The following is a 16,187-nucleotide window of genomic DNA, read 5'->3' as shown; positions in this document are numbered from 1 at the left end:
TCGCCTGCGTTTCGGCAAGTACTGGAGTGGGAGACCCTCTGGAAACACCGATTCGCCGCCCACCACTCATACTCAGATTCAGCCCGCACAGCACCCGCTGTGTGGGCTTTCCGTATTTACTGAAAACGTTCAAGGTGTAGTCGTGAAGAATTGACGATTAAGCATCTACTCGTCCCATGGTAACAGCTCGAGACGTGGACTCGAATAGCAGTCGAACCTGTGTCGGCTCGTACCGCTATATTTAAACGATCGCAGTGATAACTGAGAACCGCGCCAAGGTGGCAGAGTCCGGCCGAACGCAGCGGCCTGCAGAGCCGCCCACCGCCGGTTCAAATCCGGCCCTTGGCTTCTTACGCGTTACTGCTTGAGATGGGTCTGGGTTCCCATCCTTCTATCCTGCGTTCAAATCCTTACCTATCGCTCATGAATTCGTGAACGACAGGAAAGCGGGCCGGGCGCGATTTGAACCCACGGTCGGACGTGCTCACTCGGTTGCGCGCGACCTCCCTGCGTTCAAATCACGGTTGCCGCTCTGCTCGTCACGTGTTGTTCCTCGCAGAAGCGGGCCGGGCGCGATTTGAACACGCGACCGTCTGGTTAAAAGCCAGACGCTCTGCCAGACTGAGCTACCGGCCCTTCGGTTCCTACTTTTGGGGAGTACCGGTTAAACGTTTCTCTCTCGAGCCGTGCCAGCGCGCACTCCTCAGGTGAGGTATTCCTCGAGCGCGGCCGCGACGAGTTCGCCGGGTTCGACGTCGTCGATCGATGCGTTACGGCGCAGATCGCGGTAGGTTTCGGGTGGGAGCACGAGTTCGATACGGCCGAGTTCGACGTCGTACTTCTCGAGCGCCTGAGCGATCGGGACGCCGTCGTTGACGGCACTGGCGACGCTGCGGACCTCCCGGACGGTGAGGCTGCCGTCGAGTGTCGCCCAGGCGAGGAGGAGGCGTGCCTCGCCGCCGACCCGGGCGATGTGCTTGGCGGCCGTCGGCGCGATACGGCCGAGCGCAACCTGTTTCCGAACCGACCGCGGAAGGTCGTGGACGCGGGCCCACTTGCGGATGAACGAAACGGTCGCGGTCCCGCCGGCGCGTTCGGCCGCGGCCTTGTAGGATCCTTCGCCGCGAACGAGCGCCGCACAGGCGGCGGCGCCGCGAAGCATGTACAGGTGGTCGTCGTTGGTGTCGCCGCTCGCGAACTGGCGGACGGTGTCCGCGGCGTCGGCGAGGCGGGCCGGATCGTCGGGATCGAACTGGACAGCCTCGCGAGCGTGAGGTCCAGCGACCGATTCGTCACCCCGAATAACCGGCGATCCCACTGGAGATTCCCGATCCGTCGGGATCGGGTCCCCGTCCCTGTCGCCTCGAGAGCGGTCCCTCGTGCGATCGTTAGTCATAACACAACTGAGGGGCGGTAGAGCCAAAAAGAGCGAGGTTCCGTCGGGCGGATCCTCTCATTCGTTTCGCTTTTCGGCGAGATGTTCCCAGATTTCGGTGCAGCCCGCTCCTTCCTCGATATCGTCGAGGTGCGAATCGTCCAAATCGTCGTCCTTTTCGGTCGGTTCCGGCTTGCAATCCGGGACGTTTGGCATGGATCCGTATTCGGTAGCCGGAGAGATAAGTACCGCTTCAGCCGCAAAGGATACCCGTGCTCACCCCTCTCGGAGAATGGTGCCGGTATCTCGGATCGGCTGGTAGCTGATAACCGTCCGAGCGTACCCTCGAGTGGTCCCGATCGGTCGGGCAGCCGAACCGGAACCGACGGTTGATCGGCCCTACCGACCGAGCCGTCGTGTTACAGGGTCCCTCGAGCGGGTTCCGTTCGAACCGCCTCTCGGAAGGAGGCGCGACCGAAAGAGGGGGCAAATGAGGCCGGTAAGCCGGCGGGAGACGTGACCGATTCGGTTCGCTCGCCTCGGACGGTCGGAGCGACGGCGCCGCGGTTAGCAGCTCTGATCCGTGCGAGCCAGCGACGGACGGCTCGTCGCCTGCCCTCGCAGGGAGTCGGCTTTTTCGTCTAACCGGCGGAGTCGTTTCTGGTACGATGACTGTAGATACGATACAGAAGCTGTTCGAGCACGGTCTCGAGGATATCTATCACGCCGAGCACGAGTTGCTCGACGCACTCGAGAACCTCGAGGAGAACACCGAACGGGAGGAGATTTCGTCGGCGTTTGCCGAGCACCGATCGGAGACGGAGGAGCACATCGACCGTCTCGAGGAGGTGTTCGACATCTTCGGCGAGCCGCCGGAGAAAGAGGAGTGCGAGGGGATCAAGGGGCTGATCCAGGAGTACGAGGAGTTCGTCGACGAGGATCCCTCCCAGGAGGTGCTCGATTACCACAGCATGGCCGCCGCGGAGAAGACCGAACACTACGAGATCGCGGCCTACGGCAACCTCATTCCGCTCGCGGATCAGCTCGGAATGGACGAAGCCGCCGACCTCCTCGAGGAGAACCTGCGGGAGGAACAGGAGGCGCTCGACGAACTGACGGAGCTGACCGAGTCGTTCGAGATGGACGCCATGCCCGCAGAGTAACGATCATGACAGACGATACGAGCGACGAAACCGACGAGGAGACCCAGTACGGCGGAACCGAAGACGAGGAGCCCGAGACGTCGATCGACGAGGACGACGAGGAGTAGCCTCGACTCGCTTCGATCGGACCTTTTACCGGCCGAGCGGGCTTGCGACCGCCTGTTCTCTGCACGCGAGAGCGTTCTCTCGGGTTGGCCGTCTCGTCTGCATGCTCTATGATGGCACACAACACATATGGTCGTGCTCGAGGTAGTCCCGTTCGGAGGGATACAAGGATGGCAGACGCCAAGACGGCTCGAGCGGAGTGGGGAACGAGATTCGGGTTCCTGATGGCGATGATCGGCGCTATGGTCGGCGCCGGGAACATCTGGCGGTTCCCGTACGTGATGGGAAACAACGGGGGTGGCGCGTTCGTCCTCGCGTTTCTCACCCTGCTGTTCGTCCTCGCGGTTCCCGGACTGATGGCCGAGGTCGCACTCGGTCGGTACACGAAAAAGGGCGTCATCGGCGCGTTCCGCGACGTTCTCGGCCGCGGCGGACTGGTCGGACTGGGCGTGATCGTGTTGCTGGTCAACGTCGCGTTGATGTCGTACTACTCCCCGCTGATCGGCTGGACGCTGTACTACGCGGTCCACTCGCTGCTGTTTACGTTCACCGCATCCGGGTTCGAAGCCCAGTCGTTTCTCGACTCGTTCTTCGCGAACCCGGCGTTGATGATCGGGCTCCATACCGTCGTGATGGCGTCGGTCGCGGGGGTGCTCCTGCTCGGGATTCGCCGGGGCGTCGAGCGCCTCGTCGTCTACGCCGTCCCCGCGCTCGTGATCGCGCTCGCGATCATGACCGTCCGCGGGCTCACCCTGCCCGGCGCGAGCGAGGGTATCGCGTTCGCGTTCGACGTTCAGTGGGAGTTCCTGCTCCAGGGATCGACGTGGATCGCCGCGCTCGGCCAGGCGCTGTTCTCGACCGGACTCGGCTGGGGGATCGGACTGACCGTCGGGAGCTACCTGCGGGAGTACGACGACGTCCCCCTCGGCGGCGGGGTTTTCACCGCCATCGGCGAGTCGAGCATCGCGATCCTGGCGGCGCTGGCGATCTTTCCCGTCGTCTTCGCGGTCGGCGTCGAACCCGACGCGGGGGCCGGACTCGCGTTCGTCTCGCTCGTACAGGTCTTCCCCGAGATCCCTCTGGGCGGGTTCGTCGCGATCCTGTTTTTCCTCGGCTTCTTCCTGGCGACGTTCACCTCCGGGGTCGTCATCACCGAAGTGAGCGTCACGACGCTGTCCGAGGAGACCGGCCTGAGCCGAACCCAGACGGTACTCGGAGTCTGCGGAGTGATCTGGCTGCTCGGGATTCCCAGCGCCTACTCGCCCGATATCCTCGATTACCTCGACTTCGTCTTCGGTAACTGGGGACTTCCTCTCGCGACGCTCGCCATTATCGGCGTTATCGGGTGGGTCCTCGGTCCGGAGCGCCTTCGATTACTCGCGGTCAACCGCAACGCCGGCGTGCACGTCGGGAAGTGGTGGGATCCCGTGATCAAGTACGTCATTCCGTCAGTCATGATATTCATCATGGCCTACTACGCCTGGGAGGATTTCGGGTCGGCAGAGATGATCGGCGGCATGCTCGTCATCGTCCTGCTCCCGATCGTCGGCTACGGGGTGATGTCGGTCCTCGAGGGGCGCGGCGGCGACCCGGGGACGACTGACGTGACCGGGGGTGACGACTGATGGTGTTAACCGCCGATATCCTCGGGATGCTCGCGTGCACACTGGCCGCGTTCTGGGGCGTGGCGTCCTGGGCGCTCGTGCGGACGATGCGCCAGGAGAGTCGGAAGGTCGAGCTCCTCGAGGGCCAGGATCGGATCGACACCTACTCGCCGACGGCGCTCGCGGAGCTGCGCGAGTGGATCCAGAACAATCACGACGACCCTCTCGTCGACGATGCGCGACGGCGACACAACGAGTGCGTCGAGACGCTCGAGGGAACCGACCGTCGGTTCTACGACTGGTCGGACGAGGAAGTCGAGCGCCTCGAGCGGATCTGAGCGGTAGCTCTTTTATCGTTCGAGGCGGTAGACCGAGTGTGACGACGTCGGTCCCGTCCGCAGACGACGAGATTTCGATCCGTCCCGCCGAGCGCGCGGACCTGCTCGCGGTCGTCCGCATCGAGCAGGCGTCGTTTTCCCAGCCCTGGCCCTACGACGCGTTCGAACGCTTTCTCGACGAGCCCGGCTTTCTGGTCGCCGTCGGTCCGACGGGTGCGGTCGCGGGGTACGTCGTCGCCAACGTGATCCGCCAGTACGGCCGCAACCGCGGCCACGTCAAGGACATCGCCGTCCTCCCCGACGATCGGGGAAACGGCGTCGGCTCGGCGTTGCTGTCGCGGGCGGTCGCCGTGTTGGTCTCCCACGGCGCCGACTCCGTCAAACTCGAGGTTCGGGAGTCGAACGACGCGGCCAAGCGACTCTACCGGCAGTTCGGGTTCGAACCGCTTCGGCGGGTGCCGGACTACTACGGCGACGAGGACGCGATCGTGATGGTCCGAAAGCTCGAGTGACCCCCGTTCGGGGACGTTTTAGGACCGAGGACCGTACCCCACGAGTATGGGATATCGCTGTCCGGTCTGTGACGCCGAGGAGGCGGACGCGGAACACCTCGCGAACCACCTCGCGATCACCGCCTCGCTCGGTCGTCCGGAACACGAGGCCTGGCTCGAGGATCACGCCCCGGAGTGGGCCGACTGTAGCCCCGAGGAGCTCGGCGCGATCGTCAGCGAGCACGCAGAGATCGTCGAGACGCCCGATTTCGACGACCACGATCACGCCGATCACGGCCGACCGGGCGGACTCGAGGGCGGTGTCGCCCACCAGAGCCGCCAACCGGGCCGCGGTTCGATGACGGCCGAGGCCGAGCAGGTGCTCCGGGAGGCCCGAAAGCTGACCGAGCAGATGGCCGACGGAACCGACGACGCTGCCGACGGCGAGGCCGAATCCGGGACCGAGAACGAAAACGAAAACGCGTAACTGCCGGACCCGCGAGGATCCTCGTATGGAGACGACGGGAACGTTCACGTTCGAGTCGGCCGCGGAAGCACGCGAGCGCTACGAGTCGGTCGGCCCGGCGGCACAGACGGTCGTCCGCGAGGTCGCGAAGGCGATGGCGTTCGACCGCGAGGAGTACGACGAGCGCGTCGACGGCGACGTCGTCGCAACCGCCCGCGACGCGCTGTTCGCGAGCTTACTCGAGGTGCGGGTCGGCTCCCGCGAGGAGTACGAGGAGTGGCGCGAGCGCTACGACGGCGAGGTGACCGAGGTCGGCCACGAGCAGGTCGACCGCGTCGTCTGGCACGCCGGCCCGGCCGGCGAGGCCGTCGCGGCGACGTTCCAGGACGAGGAGGAGGCCGCGGTCGCGACGCTGCGCCGCCAGGCGTTCGGGCGACTCTACCGCGAGATCTTCGAGGACTGACGGCGTCCTCGTTCGCGGAGACGACAGCTATTCGCCCCTCGAGCACGCAGCCGTTTTCCATGACCGATATCGACGACTGGGAGCTCGTAACGGAAGTGACCGAGTACGACACCCCCTGGTACGAGGGCGGCTACGACCGACTTCGACAGCCCGACGGCTCCGAGAAGCGGTACTACTGGGCCGACCTCCCGCCCGCGGTCGTCGTGGTCGCCCGGGTCGACGCCGACGTCCTCGAGGCCGACGGGGACGGGGATCGCCTGCTGTTCGTCGAACAGTACCGCCCGACGATCCGGGAGATTCACCTCGAGCTTCCCGCGGGGATCGTCGAGGACGGCGAGTCGTACACGACAGCGGCCGCCCGCGAGCTCGAGGAAGAGACCGGATTTCGCCCCTCGAGTACCGCGCTCCTGCAGGAGTACGCCGTCGCGACGGGCGTGTTGCGCCACGACCGCGGGGTCGTCTACGCCGAGGGACTGGAGCCCGGCGAGCGGGAGCTCGACAGCAACGAGTTCCTCGAGGTGCGGACGGTTCCGGTCGCTGAGGCCCTGGAGCGCGCCCGCGAGCAGCCCGCCAACGATTCGACCCTGACGGCGCTGTTGCTCGCGAAAGAAGAGGGCCTGCTCTGAGACGGATCGCAGTCGGTACCGACACGTCCGGGACTCGCCAGCCGGGCACGCCGGGAGTCGGCGTCGCCGACTGTCGTGGACTCCGCCGACGTGACCCGTGGCGCTTATTCGCGACGCGTCCTAATCCCGGAGCAATGGACGGCGAAATCTCGACGGAGGAGGTACAGGAGCTGGTAGAGACCGACGCCGACGTCCGCATCGTCGACATCCGCGACGAGCGAAGCTTCGCTCACAGCCAGATTCCGGGCAGCGAGAACCTCCCGTTTCGGGAACTCACCGCCCGCATCAACGAACTCGAGGGCGCCGATCGCATCGTCACCGTCTGCCCGCACGGAAAAGCGAGCGTCCAGGCCGCCCAGCTCATCGGCTCCTACGAGGGCACCGCCGACGCGCGCGTCGAGAGCATGGCCGGCGGGCTCGAGGAGTACGGCATGAAGTACGGCCTCGTTCGCGGCGAGGACGACGAGTCCGCGGCCGACGCCGAGTCGACGGAGTCGCCGTTCTGAGCGCGGGCACTCGACGCGTTCCGTCTGCGGGCTCGAGACGAACTCACCGCTCGAGGGCTGTCGGCTTCCAAAAAACGGTGGTAGCGAGTCGGTGCGCGAGACGGTCGCGGGTTCGGAAGTCGTCTCAGAGCATCGCGGGCTGAGTTAGGCGACGTTGAAGCCGCGGTCCCGAAGGAAATCCTCGATGCGACCGGTGTGGTTCCCCTGGAGCTCGATCTGCCCGTCCTCGACGGTGCCGCCGCAGGCGAACTTGGACTTGAGATCCGACGAGAGACTGTCCAGGTCGACGTCCTTCGGATCGAATCCTTCGACGATCGTTACCTCTTTCCCGTATCTGCGCTCGTCAATGCGGATGTTGAGTTGCTGTTGTCCCTTGGCTACGTCCTCGCAGACGCAGAGCTCTTCGGGCAGCCCGCACGTCGAGCAGACTTCCGACATTACGACCAAAAGTACGGAATGGGCATATTAAACACTATCGGGACCTGCGTCCCGCCCCGCGATCCTTTTTATTACGGGTAGCGCCGAGAGACGGCGGTCGCTCCCGCGCTGGCGTCGCCACTCGAGACGTTACGATCAGAGAACGATACCTCCCTCGTGGCGCCTCAGAGCCGTTCGACGTCGTTCGCCCGCGGGCCCTTCTCGGCTTCCACGATCTCGAACTCGACCTCCTGGCCCTCCTCCAGATCGGGGCCGCCGACGTCCTCCATGTGGAAGAACACGTCCTCGTCCGCGTCCTCGGTTTCGATGAAGCCGTAACCGCCAGTGTCGTTGAAGAATGCGACCGTACCTTTCGCCATTGCAGGTTCATAGAGCCGCGACAGAAACATAAATGTTCGGGGGCATGCCGCCGTCTTTCGGTCGCTCACCAGGACTTACAGTCCGAACAGACCAGGTCGCCGTCGTCCCGCCAGACGCGTTCGACCTCGTTCCCGCAGCGCCGACAGGCGTACGATCCCCAGGCGTAGGTCGACAGGTCGGTTCCCGCGTCGCGGGCGCGATCCGGCTCGGACTCGCCGGCCTCTCCGCCGTCGGCGTCAGTCGGTTCGCCGAAGGCAGACAGCGTCGCATCGTCGGACATGCCCGGACGTACGTTCGGGGGCGAGTTAAGTCCGCTCGTCGGTCGGCGGGATCGGCACCGCCAAGTACCACCCCCGATAACACCCGCCCATGGATTCCGCCGTAGTGATGAACGTTATCGTGGACAACGTTCGAGAGATGACTACACTGTTCACCGACGTCGCGATGGGCGAGGGGCTCGCCCCCCTGCTCGTGCTCGCGGGAACGCTGCTGATCGTCTTCTCGCTGGGCGTCTTCGGCGCGCTGACGGTCGGCGCCGTCGGCAGCCTCTTCACCCCGAACTAACCGCGACCGCTTTTCTGACTACGTCGCGTCCGCGAGCGCCGCGCTCGCCCGTTCGATCGCGTCCTCGAGTTCCGGTCCCAGCGGCGAGCCGACGACGATCCCGTCGACGTGCTCGAGGGCGGCCGCGAAGCGGTCGGCGACCGTGTCGGTCGTCCCGGCGATACAGAACCGATCGATCATCCGCGGGGTCACGCGCTCGAACGCCTCGCCCAGGTCGCCGTTCTCGACCGCGTTACTGATCTCGCTCGCCGCCTCGCGATCGACGTCGTGGCGCTCGAGGACGGGGTCGGCCGCACCGCCGACGATGAAGGCCACGGGGGGACGGGCCGCCTCGCGGGCCGCGTCCTCGTCGGCCGCGACGCTGGTGCTGGCGAACGCGAGCGACTCGAAGCTCCCGTACGTTTCAGGGCGCTCCGCGAGCCCCTCCTCGATCCGTTCGGCTGCCCACTCGAGATCGGCGGGGTGGGCCGCGTTGATCAACACGCCGTCGGCGTGTTTCGCGCTCATTCGGAGCATGTGGGGCCCCTGCGCGCCGACATAGACGGGAAGCTCACGGGGTTCGAGGTTGAGCGAGGCGTCCCGCGCGATGAACGTTCCCTCGTGGGTGATCGTCTCGCCGGCCCAGAGGTCGCGAGCGACGTCGAACGATTCGAGGACGCGCCGCAGCGGTCGCTCGTGATCGTAGCCCAGGTTCGAGAGCGCGGATCGATCGCCCGCGCCGATCCCGAAGACGCCGCGACCGTCGCTGACCTCGTCGATCGTCGCGGCCTGGCTCGCGAGCCGCACCGGGTGGGTGTCGTAGGGGTTGACGATCCCCGGCCCCAGCCGCATCGTTTCGGTCGCCTCGGCCATCTTCGTGAGCGCGACGAACGGATCGCGGTTGAAGTAGTGGCTGCTCGCGAACGCGACGTCGAACCCCTCGCGTTCGGCCGTCGCGGCGAGTTCGCCCATCCGTTCGGGCGCGTGCTCCGGCGTGAGTTCGATGCCTCGCGTCGTCTCCTCCGTCGATGTCTCGTGATCAGTCATGGTTCGAATTCCCACTCCCGCAGGGCCTGGCGAACCAGGTCGTCCTCGACGTCTCGAAACAGCTCGTCGCTCCCCTCGAGGTCGCCGAACGCCCAGTCGCGAACGACGACGGCGGGGGTGCCGTCCGCGCCCTCTCCGGTGACGAGGTTCGCGGCGCTTGCCAGCTCGTCGACCACCGACTGGACGGTGACGCCCAGTTCGCGGCCGTCGCGGTCGGGCTCGCCGCGCCAGTCACGGCTCGCGGGCAGCCCCGCCCAGCCGAGCGCGACGCCGCGCTGGCCGTGACGGAACGGGCGCCCGCAGGTGTCGGTGACGATCACGGCGACGTCCTCGTGGCCCCGCTCCGCGAGCCCCGCCCGGATACGCTCGGCGCTTTCCGTCGGTTTGCGCGGGAGCAAGAGGATATCGTGGTCCGGGACGTTCGAACGATCGATCCCCGCGTTGACGCAGATATGGCCGAACCGCGTCTCGGTCAGCATGAACGGACACTCGATCAGGAGTTCGGTGCTCTCCTCGAGGACCGCCTGGGCGAACCGGGGATCTTTCTGCTCGCCCGCGACCGACCCGATTCGCTCGGCGAGTTCCGTCGCGCGGCCGCTGACTGGAAACTCCTCGAGGTCCGCCGTCCGTCCCTCGGCCTTCGAGACGACCGTGCTCGCGACGGTGAGTACGTCCCCGGGCTCGAGGGCGGCCCGATCGGCGACGAGTTCGGCGAGGTCGTCGCCGGGGCGGACCTCGGGCAGGTCCGAGACCGCTGTCAGTTCCATACCGGAGGGTGGGCGAGCGCCGCCAAAAGCGCACCGTCACCGGAGCTTTCGACCGCCCCCTCGAGCGCAACGCTCCGAAAGCGACTCCAGGGCGCCGGCCGTCCGTCCGAGCATGACCGCGACTACCGACGACCGCGACCGATCCCACGTCGTCACCGCCTTCCTCCGCAACGACGGCGACGTGCTCCTGTTACGCCGTAGCGACGCCGTCGGCACCTACGCGGGCCGGTGGGGCGCCGTCTCCGGGTTCGCGGAGGGCGACCCCGACGAACAGGTCCGCGCGGAGATCCGCGAGGAGACGGGGCTCGAGGGCGCGGTTTCGCTCGTCCGTTCGGGTCGGCCCGTCGAGTTCGCCGACGCGGACCTCGATCGGGAGTGGGTCGTCCACCCCTACCTCTTCGACTGCGAGGACCGCGAGGTCGAACTGAGCGAGGAACACGACGCCTTCGAGTGGGTTTCCCCGACCGATATCGCCGTCCCCGATTCAGCCTACGAGACGGTCCCGAAGCTCTGGACGGCCTACGAACGGGTCGCACCGACGGTGCGATCGATCGCGGCCGACGACGAACGCGGCGCGGCCGCCCTGTCGGTCCGGGCGCTCGAGGTCGTTCGCGACCGCGCCGGGCTGCTCGTCGCCGAGCGGGCGAAGGCCGGCGAGGACGCCGCGGCCGACGAGGAGTGGGACGAACTCGCCGAACTGGCCCGTCGGCTGCTCGAGGCCCGCCCGTCGATGGCCGTCCTCCGGAACCGCGTGAACCGAACGATGGCCGACGCCGAGGCCGCGGCCGACGCGGACCGAGCCGGCGCTCCCGAGGTCCTGGACGCGGCGCTGGCGGGCGTCGACCATGCCCTCGAGGCCGATGCCGAAGCCGCGGCGACCGCGGCCGACGTCCTCGAGGGGTCCGTTATGACGCTGTCCCGATCGGGCACCGTCCTCGAGGCGATCAGGTCGGGCGCCCCCTCGCGGGTGTTCGTCGCCGAATCCCGCCCCGCCCGGGAGGGCGTCGCCGTCGCCGAGACGCTCGCCGGGGACGTCCCCGTCACGCTCCACACCGACGCGGCCGCGGCTCACCTGCTCGCGACCGAGGACGTCGACCGGGTCCTCGTCGGCGCCGACGCGATCCGGGCCGACGGCGCCGTCGTCAACAAGACGGGTACCCGGGCGCTTTCGATCGCCGCCGCGCGGGAGGACGTCCCGGTGACGGTCGTCGCGGCCGCGGACAAGCTCTCGACCCGCGAGGAGCTGAACCTCGAGTCCGGCGACCGCTCGGCCGTGTACGACGGCGACGCCGACCTCGACGTGGCGAACCCGACCTTCGACGTGACGCCAGCCGACTGCGTAACCGAGGTCGCAACCGAGCGCGGACGACTCGACCCCGAAGGGCTCGAGGACGTCGTCGCGGAGCTGCGCGAACTCGAAGACTGGCGGTCGTAGCGTGAGGAGGAGTCGAGGTTAGCTGGGATCTCGGATGGCGTCAAGTCCGCTCGATCGGTCCGTTGCGTGGGGTTTTTGCGTGCGACCGGCGTAGTCCCGATCGTGGCGGCCGTGACGAAGAGTTACCCCCTCCGAGCCCCGTGTGACGAGGAATTTTCCCCGAGCCGCCCATCTTCGTGCAAAGCTTGATCCTCGAGTCGTTCGTACCGGTCGGCCATGCAACCCGACATCGAACGGTTGGGCGTACACGAATCGGTCGAAGCGGTGTTTCCGCCGTCGGAACTCGCGGACTACCTCTCGGACCTGTTCGTCGACGTCGCCGTCGTCGGCGACGACGGGATCGACTCCTGCGACGCCGTCGTCACGCTCGAGCACCGCGACGCCTTCCTCGAACTGGAGTGGGTCCACTCGATCCAGGCCGGCGTCGACCGGTTCCCGTTCGACGAGTTCGAGGAGCGCGGCGTCCTGCTGACCAACAGCACCGGAATCCACGACCGGTGGGTCGGCGAGACCGTCGCGGGCTACCTGCTCGCGTTCGCCAGACGGCTCCACCGACACGTCGCGAACCAGCAGGATCGGCAGTGGGAGCAACCCGAGTGGGACGACGGCTTCACGCTGCCGGGGACGACCGCCTGCGTCGTCGGCACGGGGACACTCGGCAGCGGCGTCGCCGAGGTGCTGGGTTCGCTGGGCGTTCGGATCACGGGCGTTCGCCGCTCGGGCGACCCCGTCGAGGGGTTCGAGGCGGTCTACGCGAGCGAGGACCTCAACGAGGCCGTCGCCGACGCCGACTTCGTGATCGTGACGCTCCCGCTGACCGAGGACACCCGCCACCTGTTCGACGCCGACGTCTTTGCGGCGATGCGCGACGACGCCTACTTCGTCAACGTCGGGCGCGGCCCGGTCGTCGACGAGGACGCCCTGATCGACGCCCTCGAGGCGGACGCCCTCGCGGGCGCGGCGCTCGACGTCTTCGAGACCGAACCGCTTCCGGAGGAGTCGCCGCTGTGGGGGCTCGAGGAGGTGATCGTCACGCCCCACTGCGCAGCTTTCACCGAGGACTACTATCGGGCCGTCGGCGACCTCGTCCGGGAGAACGCCGAGCGGTTCGCCGACGGGGAGGCGGCGACGAACCGGGTCGTCTGACCGGTTACGGACTCGAGCACGGCCGGTTTCCCGTCGTTCGCTGGAAGCGTGCACTCGTCGAACGGTGGAATCGGCCGAGACGCCGCTGCACGGCCCCGCGCTCTCCGCGACGCCTGCGGTCGGTCCGGGTTACTGACGTTTCTCGTCCGGGTCCTTCCACTGGCCGGGCTCGACGTCGTGGATTTCGCCCTTCGCCTCGCGTTTCCCCGGCCAGAACGCGATCAGCAGGACCGCGAGGTAGAACCCGGCCAGCGCCGTTGCGACGACCGGTCCTGGAATCCCGGGGAGCTCCGCCGCCTCGGTCCACTGCGCCTCGGGGGTAAAGAGGGTGATCTTCGCGATCCAGGCGAGTCCGACGACGACGAAAAGCAGCGCGTACACCCGCCGGATCCGACGGGAGAGCGCTTCGAGGTACGAGACCTTGAACGTCGGTTGGCGGAGGTCGTCGCCGATCTCTGCCCTCCAGTCCGGATGCTGTTCGACGCTCGCGGGGTCGAAGGCGTTCGCGAAGATGTTCTCCTGTACGAACCGGACTCGAGACCGCCACACGTCGTAGAACCGGTAGCGTCGGACCTCGAAATAGAGAAACATGCCCAGTAGCACCAGCCCGATCAGCAGGAGGTACGCCGGCATGTCCTGACTCGCGAACACGACCGAAAACAGGGCGGCGATCAGGGTGATCGCCCAGTCGGTCGTTCGGTCGAGCCGATCCTGCGCGCTGGTCGCCTCGGTCACGGTACCTCGGTAAAAGTGCGGGAGAAGCGAGAGGAACTCCTCCGGGTCGGCGCCGGCTTCGGCCGCAACGTCCTCGTCTGGAGTATCGTGGTGATCGGGCGTCTCGTCCATATCGATCGTACGGCTCCGATCGGGATAACGTGCTCTGGGCACCCAGCGTAGCGGACGATTCCCGTCATACGTCCCGTTCACTGTTCTACGGGGACGACCGTCGACGGAGGGCGGTTTCGAGACGTCCCTAGCTTCGCAACAGCCCGCCGTCGATCGGCACCTCGGCGCCGTTGACGAAGCTCGCTCGCGGACTCGAGAGGAAGGCCACGACCTCGCCGAGTTCCTCGGGGTCGCCGATGCGGTCCATCGGGATGTCGCCGGCCATCTCGGTCAGCCCCGACTCGTAGTCGTCGTAGTCGCCGCGCTCGACCCGGGCTTCGACGAGTTCCTCGATGCGAGGCGTCTCGATCGTCCCCGGGAGGACGGCGTTGGCGCGGATCTCGGGGGCGAACTCCCGCGAGACCGTCTTCACCAGCCCGATCACGCCCCGGCGCACCGAGTTCGACAGCAGGAGTCCGTCGGCGACCTCCCGGACGGTTCGGGAGGTGATGCAGGTGATCGTCCCGTGCTCAGAGTCGAGCAGGTGCGGGTGGGCCTCCTCGATCGTCCAGACGACGCTCATCACCAGCAGGTCGTAGGCTTGGTACCAGTCCTGTTCGCTCGTCTCGAGGAAGGTCGTGCTCGGGGGGCCGCCCGCGGAGGTCACGAGGTGGTCGAGGCCGCCGAAGGTCTCGACGGTCTCGCTCACGAGCCGCGAGACGTGATCGGGGTCGGTGACGTCGGCCTCGAGGGCCAGCACCTCGCCCGACGCATCCTCGAGCTTCTCACGGGCGTCCGCGAGCCGTTCGGCGTCGCGGCCGCAGATCGTCACGTTCGCTCCCGCCTCGGCCAGCGCCCGGGCGCTCGCGAACCCGAGGCCGCTCGAGGCCGCCGTTACCAGCGCGGTCGTTCCGTCGAGTTCGAGATCCATACCGCGACCGACGGGCGCCCCGTACAAAGCCCTCCGGACTCCGGCATCCGTCTACTCCTGGTGGCGGACCCGGACGACGCCCTCGGCGCTGACGCTGACGGTCAGGGGCGCGGCGACCTGCCGGCCCGTGATCGCGGTACCCGCGGCGTCGCTGACGACTTTCATCAGGTCGGGGGCGGTGTGATCGACCTTGACGCCGGCCTCGTCGCAGGCCTCGTAGACGAGCTGTGGAACGTCGTACAGGTCGGTCCCTTCGGGGACGTGTACGCGGACCGGGGACCGGAGCGCCTCCGCGAAGGCGACGGTCTCCCTGGCCTTCGCGACGTTCTCTCGGGCGCTGGCCTCGATCGAGGAGACGTTCGCGCGGGAGGTCCCCAGCGCGTCGGCGATGTCGGCCTGGGAGACATCCCGTTCGCGCAACGCGAGCACCTGGGCCTGTCGGTAGGTTAACACGCTGTCGTCGGGGTCGAAGCCGATCTCCTCGAGGACGGCCGCGACGTCATCGATCACGGCGATCCCCCTCCGGCGGGGATCGATGGGGCTCGCGTCGACATACGAAACAGTAGCCGCCGGCGGGGTGAAAGCTTCCACGGTCGCCGACGGCTTCGAAAGCGGCTGTCCACTCGAGAGGGCCGTTACGAGCCCCAGAAGTTCTCGCGGCTCCCGAGCCGCTCGCGGTGCGGTTTGGCGGTTTCCTCGTCGACCGAATCCGACGCCGCGTCCGCGTCGTTGTCGGACTCGTCCGCATCCTCAGCGTCGTCCGCGTCCTCCTCGTCGTCCATCGGCAGCAGCTCGAGCTTTTCGGCGCGCGCGTGGTTGCTGTGAACCCGCGTGATCTCGACGCGGGCGCGGGCCTCCGGAAGGACGCCGTCGACCATCACGATGAATCCGTCCTCGGTTCGGCCGACCCCGGCGCCGCTCTCGTGCATGTCGACGACGTCGACGACGACCTCCTCGCTGGGTTTAACGGGCTGGGTCTTCAGGTCCTCGATCGGCTGGTTGTAGTGGTTACACCACTCCTTGCCACCCCGATCGCCGTAGTGTTGACAGCCCATTCCCGAGATGCGCTCGGAGAAGCTCGGGCAGTCGTCAGCGAGTGGACAGTCTGCCATACGGCGTACTACCGGCGGCGTCGTTAAACCGTTTCCGTCTCGAGACTCCCGGTTGGCCCGTCTGTCGGTGGATCCGTCTCGCGGAGCGCGACGCGTCCCGGTGTTGGAACGAACGCCGAATCAACTGGAACTTCCTGACACGGTGTTTCGAAAACGTTTACGGGTGGGGCGTGCGATCGATAAATGATGAAGATCCTCGTAACGGTCAAGGAGGTCTCGACCGTCGAAGACGAGTTCGAGATCGAGGGAACGACGATCGCCGAGCAGTACCTCGGTGCCGACCTCAACGAGTGGGACGACTACGCCGTCGAGGAGGCCGTCCAGCTCCAGGAAGCGGGTATCGCTGACGAGGTCGTCACGGTGACGATCGGCCCTGAGGACTGCGAGCAGACGATCCGGCAGGCCCTCGCCAAGGGCGCCGACCGCGCGATCCGCGTCTGGGACGA

General features: G+C 67.0%; 23 protein-coding genes and 2 tRNA genes. 13 read left to right on the top strand and 12 right to left on the bottom strand.

The genetic code is table 11. The features are described 5' to 3' along the window. The first annotated feature begins 272 nt into the window (after positions 1 to 272). Positions 273 to 348: transfer RNA gene (locus GWG54_RS18980), tRNA-Cys, on the top strand. A 214-nt stretch (positions 349 to 562) separates the two neighbouring features. Here the strand turns inward: GWG54_RS18980 and GWG54_RS18975 are convergent. The 3 genes from GWG54_RS18975 to GWG54_RS18965 all read right to left on the bottom strand — a co-directional run bounded on the left by GWG54_RS18975 (position 563) and on the right by GWG54_RS18965 (position 1,591). Then, positions 563 to 636, bottom strand: a tRNA-Lys gene (locus GWG54_RS18975). A gap of 67 nt (positions 637 to 703) precedes the next feature. Further along, complete coding sequence (locus GWG54_RS18970; RefSeq protein ID WP_167939226.1) at positions 704 to 1,396, bottom strand: hypothetical protein; 693 nt, start codon at positions 1,394 to 1,396, stop codon at positions 704 to 706. A gap of 57 nt (positions 1,397 to 1,453) precedes the next feature. Next, positions 1,454 to 1,591 (bottom strand): hypothetical protein, encoded by a 138-nt coding sequence (locus GWG54_RS18965; RefSeq protein ID WP_167939225.1) that lies wholly within the window; start codon positions 1,589 to 1,591, stop codon positions 1,454 to 1,456. 452 nt (positions 1,592 to 2,043) lie between these two features. Between GWG54_RS18965 and GWG54_RS18960 the strand changes: the two genes are divergently transcribed. From GWG54_RS18960 to GWG54_RS18925, 8 genes are all read left to right on the top strand, one after another. Beyond that, positions 2,044 to 2,538, top strand: coding sequence for a ferritin-like domain-containing protein (locus tag GWG54_RS18960; RefSeq protein ID WP_167939224.1), 495 nt, complete (start codon positions 2,044 to 2,046; stop codon positions 2,536 to 2,538). 275 nt (positions 2,539 to 2,813) lie between these two features. After that, the gene (locus GWG54_RS18955) at positions 2,814 to 4,268 is read left to right on the top strand and encodes a sodium-dependent transporter (RefSeq protein ID WP_167939223.1); all 1,455 of its coding nucleotides are present in this window, start codon (positions 2,814 to 2,816) and stop codon (positions 4,266 to 4,268) included. After that, positions 4,268 to 4,585, top strand: a complete 318-nt coding sequence (locus GWG54_RS18950) for a hypothetical protein (RefSeq protein WP_167939222.1) — start codon at positions 4,268 to 4,270, stop codon at positions 4,583 to 4,585. The genes GWG54_RS18955 and GWG54_RS18950 overlap by 1 nt, the downstream gene beginning before the upstream one ends. Before the next feature lie 38 nt (positions 4,586 to 4,623). Next, a complete protein-coding gene (rimI, locus tag GWG54_RS18945; protein WP_008420719.1) occupies positions 4,624 to 5,097 on the top strand; it encodes a ribosomal protein S18-alanine N-acetyltransferase in 474 nt (157 codons plus the stop codon). Between the two features lie 46 nt (positions 5,098 to 5,143). Then, positions 5,144 to 5,563, top strand: coding sequence for a DUF5810 domain-containing protein (locus tag GWG54_RS18940; RefSeq protein WP_167939221.1), 420 nt, complete (start codon positions 5,144 to 5,146; stop codon positions 5,561 to 5,563). Positions 5,564 to 5,588: 25 nt separating this feature from the next. Next, positions 5,589 to 6,005: a DUF5809 family protein gene (locus GWG54_RS18935; protein ID WP_167939220.1), complete on the top strand. Its 417-nt coding sequence runs from the start codon at positions 5,589 to 5,591 to the stop codon at positions 6,003 to 6,005. Positions 6,006 to 6,064: 59 nt separating this feature from the next. Continuing rightward, the gene (locus GWG54_RS18930; RefSeq protein WP_167939219.1) at positions 6,065 to 6,631 is read left to right on the top strand and encodes an NUDIX hydrolase; all 567 of its coding nucleotides are present in this window, start codon (positions 6,065 to 6,067) and stop codon (positions 6,629 to 6,631) included. A gap of 134 nt (positions 6,632 to 6,765) precedes the next feature. Beyond that, positions 6,766 to 7,137 (top strand): rhodanese-like domain-containing protein, encoded by a 372-nt coding sequence (locus GWG54_RS18925; RefSeq protein ID WP_167939218.1) that lies wholly within the window; start codon positions 6,766 to 6,768, stop codon positions 7,135 to 7,137. A gap of 144 nt (positions 7,138 to 7,281) precedes the next feature. Here GWG54_RS18925 and yciH read toward each other — a convergent pair whose 3' ends face one another. The 3 genes from yciH to GWG54_RS18910 form a co-directional block, all read right to left on the bottom strand. After that, positions 7,282 to 7,575: a stress response translation initiation inhibitor YciH gene (yciH, locus tag GWG54_RS18920; protein WP_005553381.1), complete on the bottom strand. Its 294-nt coding sequence runs from the start codon at positions 7,573 to 7,575 to the stop codon at positions 7,282 to 7,284. 164 nt (positions 7,576 to 7,739) lie between these two features. Next, entirely contained in the window at positions 7,740 to 7,934 is a 195-nt protein-coding gene (locus tag GWG54_RS18915; RefSeq protein WP_167939217.1) for a cold-shock protein, read from the bottom strand. A gap of 65 nt (positions 7,935 to 7,999) precedes the next feature. Continuing rightward, positions 8,000 to 8,215, bottom strand: a complete 216-nt coding sequence (locus tag GWG54_RS18910; protein WP_167939216.1) for a hypothetical protein — start codon at positions 8,213 to 8,215, stop codon at positions 8,000 to 8,002. Between the two features lie 89 nt (positions 8,216 to 8,304). Here GWG54_RS18910 and GWG54_RS18905 point away from each other — a divergent pair, with 89 nt between their 5' ends. Next, positions 8,305 to 8,499, top strand: a complete 195-nt coding sequence (locus tag GWG54_RS18905) for a hypothetical protein (protein WP_008420698.1) — start codon at positions 8,305 to 8,307, stop codon at positions 8,497 to 8,499. Positions 8,500 to 8,517: 18 nt separating this feature from the next. On the opposite strand, the gene GWG54_RS18900 is transcribed toward GWG54_RS18905, so the two are convergent. Together GWG54_RS18900 and GWG54_RS18895 are read right to left on the bottom strand one after the other, a co-directional pair. Beyond that, on the bottom strand, positions 8,518 to 9,525 hold the full coding sequence (locus GWG54_RS18900) for a 5,10-methylenetetrahydromethanopterin reductase (protein WP_167939215.1): 1,008 nt from the start codon (positions 9,523 to 9,525) through the stop codon (positions 8,518 to 8,520). After that, positions 9,522 to 10,292, bottom strand: a complete 771-nt coding sequence (locus GWG54_RS18895; protein WP_167939214.1) for a coenzyme F420-0:L-glutamate ligase — start codon at positions 10,290 to 10,292, stop codon at positions 9,522 to 9,524. Before GWG54_RS18895 ends, GWG54_RS18900 begins: the two co-directional genes overlap by 4 nt. A 112-nt stretch (positions 10,293 to 10,404) precedes the next feature. Here GWG54_RS18895 and GWG54_RS18890 point away from each other — a divergent pair, with 112 nt between their 5' ends. Both GWG54_RS18890 and ddh read left to right on the top strand, forming a co-directional pair. Continuing rightward, positions 10,405 to 11,727, top strand: coding sequence for an NUDIX domain-containing protein (locus GWG54_RS18890; protein ID WP_167939213.1), 1,323 nt, complete (start codon positions 10,405 to 10,407; stop codon positions 11,725 to 11,727). A gap of 216 nt (positions 11,728 to 11,943) precedes the next feature. Further along, positions 11,944 to 12,873 carry a D-2-hydroxyacid dehydrogenase gene (gene ddh, locus GWG54_RS18885; protein ID WP_167939212.1) on the top strand — a complete coding sequence of 310 codons (930 nt, stop codon included), beginning with the start codon at positions 11,944 to 11,946 and terminating at the stop codon, positions 12,871 to 12,873. Positions 12,874 to 13,002: 129 nt separating this feature from the next. Here ddh and GWG54_RS18880 read toward each other — a convergent pair whose 3' ends face one another. The 4 genes from GWG54_RS18880 to GWG54_RS18865 form a co-directional block, all read right to left on the bottom strand. Beyond that, entirely contained in the window at positions 13,003 to 13,719 is a 717-nt protein-coding gene (locus tag GWG54_RS18880; protein ID WP_167939211.1) for a DUF2270 domain-containing protein, read from the bottom strand. Positions 13,720 to 13,846: 127 nt separating this feature from the next. After that, positions 13,847 to 14,629 (bottom strand): SDR family oxidoreductase, encoded by a 783-nt coding sequence (locus GWG54_RS18875; protein WP_167939210.1) that lies wholly within the window; start codon positions 14,627 to 14,629, stop codon positions 13,847 to 13,849. A gap of 51 nt (positions 14,630 to 14,680) precedes the next feature. Then, positions 14,681 to 15,139, bottom strand: a complete 459-nt coding sequence (locus GWG54_RS18870; RefSeq protein WP_167939209.1) for a Tfx family DNA-binding protein — start codon at positions 15,137 to 15,139, stop codon at positions 14,681 to 14,683. A 125-nt stretch (positions 15,140 to 15,264) separates the two neighbouring features. After that, positions 15,265 to 15,741, bottom strand: coding sequence for a TRAM domain-containing protein (locus tag GWG54_RS18865; protein WP_167939208.1), 477 nt, complete (start codon positions 15,739 to 15,741; stop codon positions 15,265 to 15,267). A 186-nt stretch (positions 15,742 to 15,927) separates the two neighbouring features. On the opposite strand from GWG54_RS18865, the gene GWG54_RS18860 reads away from it, so the two are divergent. Next, positions 15,928 to 16,187, top strand: a 260-nt coding sequence (locus tag GWG54_RS18860) for an electron transfer flavoprotein subunit beta/FixA family protein (RefSeq protein WP_394352934.1), incomplete at its 3' end; no start/stop codon positions are given.

It is taken from the genome of Natronococcus sp. JC468, from assembly GCF_012163165.1.
In the GTDB taxonomy this organism is placed as follows: domain Archaea; phylum Halobacteriota; class Halobacteria; order Halobacteriales; family Natrialbaceae; genus Natronococcus; species Natronococcus jeotgali.
Note: the sequence above shows the minus strand (reverse complement) of the source record. Positions and strands in the feature narration are given on the sequence as shown.

What these genes read in the sequence shown, in the direction of transcription:
- GWG54_RS18930 (WP_167939219.1), top strand. Translation starts at nt 6,065, where the DNA reads ATGACCGATATCGACGACTGGGAGCTCGTAACGGAAGTGACCGAGTAC.
- GWG54_RS18875 (WP_167939210.1), bottom strand. Translation starts at nt 14,629, where the DNA reads ATGGATCTCGAACTCGACGGAACGACCGCGCTGGTAACGGCGGCCTCG.
- GWG54_RS18910 (WP_167939216.1), bottom strand. Translation starts at nt 8,215, where the DNA reads ATGTCCGACGATGCGACGCTGTCTGCCTTCGGCGAACCGACTGACGCC.
- GWG54_RS18950 (WP_167939222.1), top strand. Translation starts at nt 4,268, where the DNA reads ATGGTGTTAACCGCCGATATCCTCGGGATGCTCGCGTGCACACTGGCC.
- GWG54_RS18880 (WP_167939211.1), bottom strand. Translation starts at nt 13,719, where the DNA reads ATGGACGAGACGCCCGATCACCACGATACTCCAGACGAGGACGTTGCG.
- GWG54_RS18900 (WP_167939215.1), bottom strand. Translation starts at nt 9,525, where the DNA reads ATGACTGATCACGAGACATCGACGGAGGAGACGACGCGAGGCATCGAA.
- ddh (WP_167939212.1), top strand. Translation starts at nt 11,944, where the DNA reads ATGCAACCCGACATCGAACGGTTGGGCGTACACGAATCGGTCGAAGCG.
- GWG54_RS18935 (WP_167939220.1), top strand. Translation starts at nt 5,589, where the DNA reads ATGGAGACGACGGGAACGTTCACGTTCGAGTCGGCCGCGGAAGCACGC.
- yciH (WP_005553381.1), bottom strand. Translation starts at nt 7,575, where the DNA reads ATGTCGGAAGTCTGCTCGACGTGCGGGCTGCCCGAAGAGCTCTGCGTC.
- GWG54_RS18970 (WP_167939226.1), bottom strand. Translation starts at nt 1,396, where the DNA reads ATGACTAACGATCGCACGAGGGACCGCTCTCGAGGCGACAGGGACGGG.
- GWG54_RS18895 (WP_167939214.1), bottom strand. Translation starts at nt 10,292, where the DNA reads ATGGAACTGACAGCGGTCTCGGACCTGCCCGAGGTCCGCCCCGGCGAC.
- GWG54_RS18890 (WP_167939213.1), top strand. Translation starts at nt 10,405, where the DNA reads ATGACCGCGACTACCGACGACCGCGACCGATCCCACGTCGTCACCGCC.
- GWG54_RS18960 (WP_167939224.1), top strand. Translation starts at nt 2,044, where the DNA reads ATGACTGTAGATACGATACAGAAGCTGTTCGAGCACGGTCTCGAGGAT.
- GWG54_RS18955 (WP_167939223.1), top strand. Translation starts at nt 2,814, where the DNA reads ATGGCAGACGCCAAGACGGCTCGAGCGGAGTGGGGAACGAGATTCGGG.
- GWG54_RS18865 (WP_167939208.1), bottom strand. Translation starts at nt 15,741, where the DNA reads ATGGCAGACTGTCCACTCGCTGACGACTGCCCGAGCTTCTCCGAGCGC.
- GWG54_RS18940 (WP_167939221.1), top strand. Translation starts at nt 5,144, where the DNA reads ATGGGATATCGCTGTCCGGTCTGTGACGCCGAGGAGGCGGACGCGGAA.
- GWG54_RS18965 (WP_167939225.1), bottom strand. Translation starts at nt 1,591, where the DNA reads ATGCCAAACGTCCCGGATTGCAAGCCGGAACCGACCGAAAAGGACGAC.
- GWG54_RS18915 (WP_167939217.1), bottom strand. Translation starts at nt 7,934, where the DNA reads ATGGCGAAAGGTACGGTCGCATTCTTCAACGACACTGGCGGTTACGGC.
- GWG54_RS18905 (WP_008420698.1), top strand. Translation starts at nt 8,305, where the DNA reads ATGGATTCCGCCGTAGTGATGAACGTTATCGTGGACAACGTTCGAGAG.
- GWG54_RS18925 (WP_167939218.1), top strand. Translation starts at nt 6,766, where the DNA reads ATGGACGGCGAAATCTCGACGGAGGAGGTACAGGAGCTGGTAGAGACC.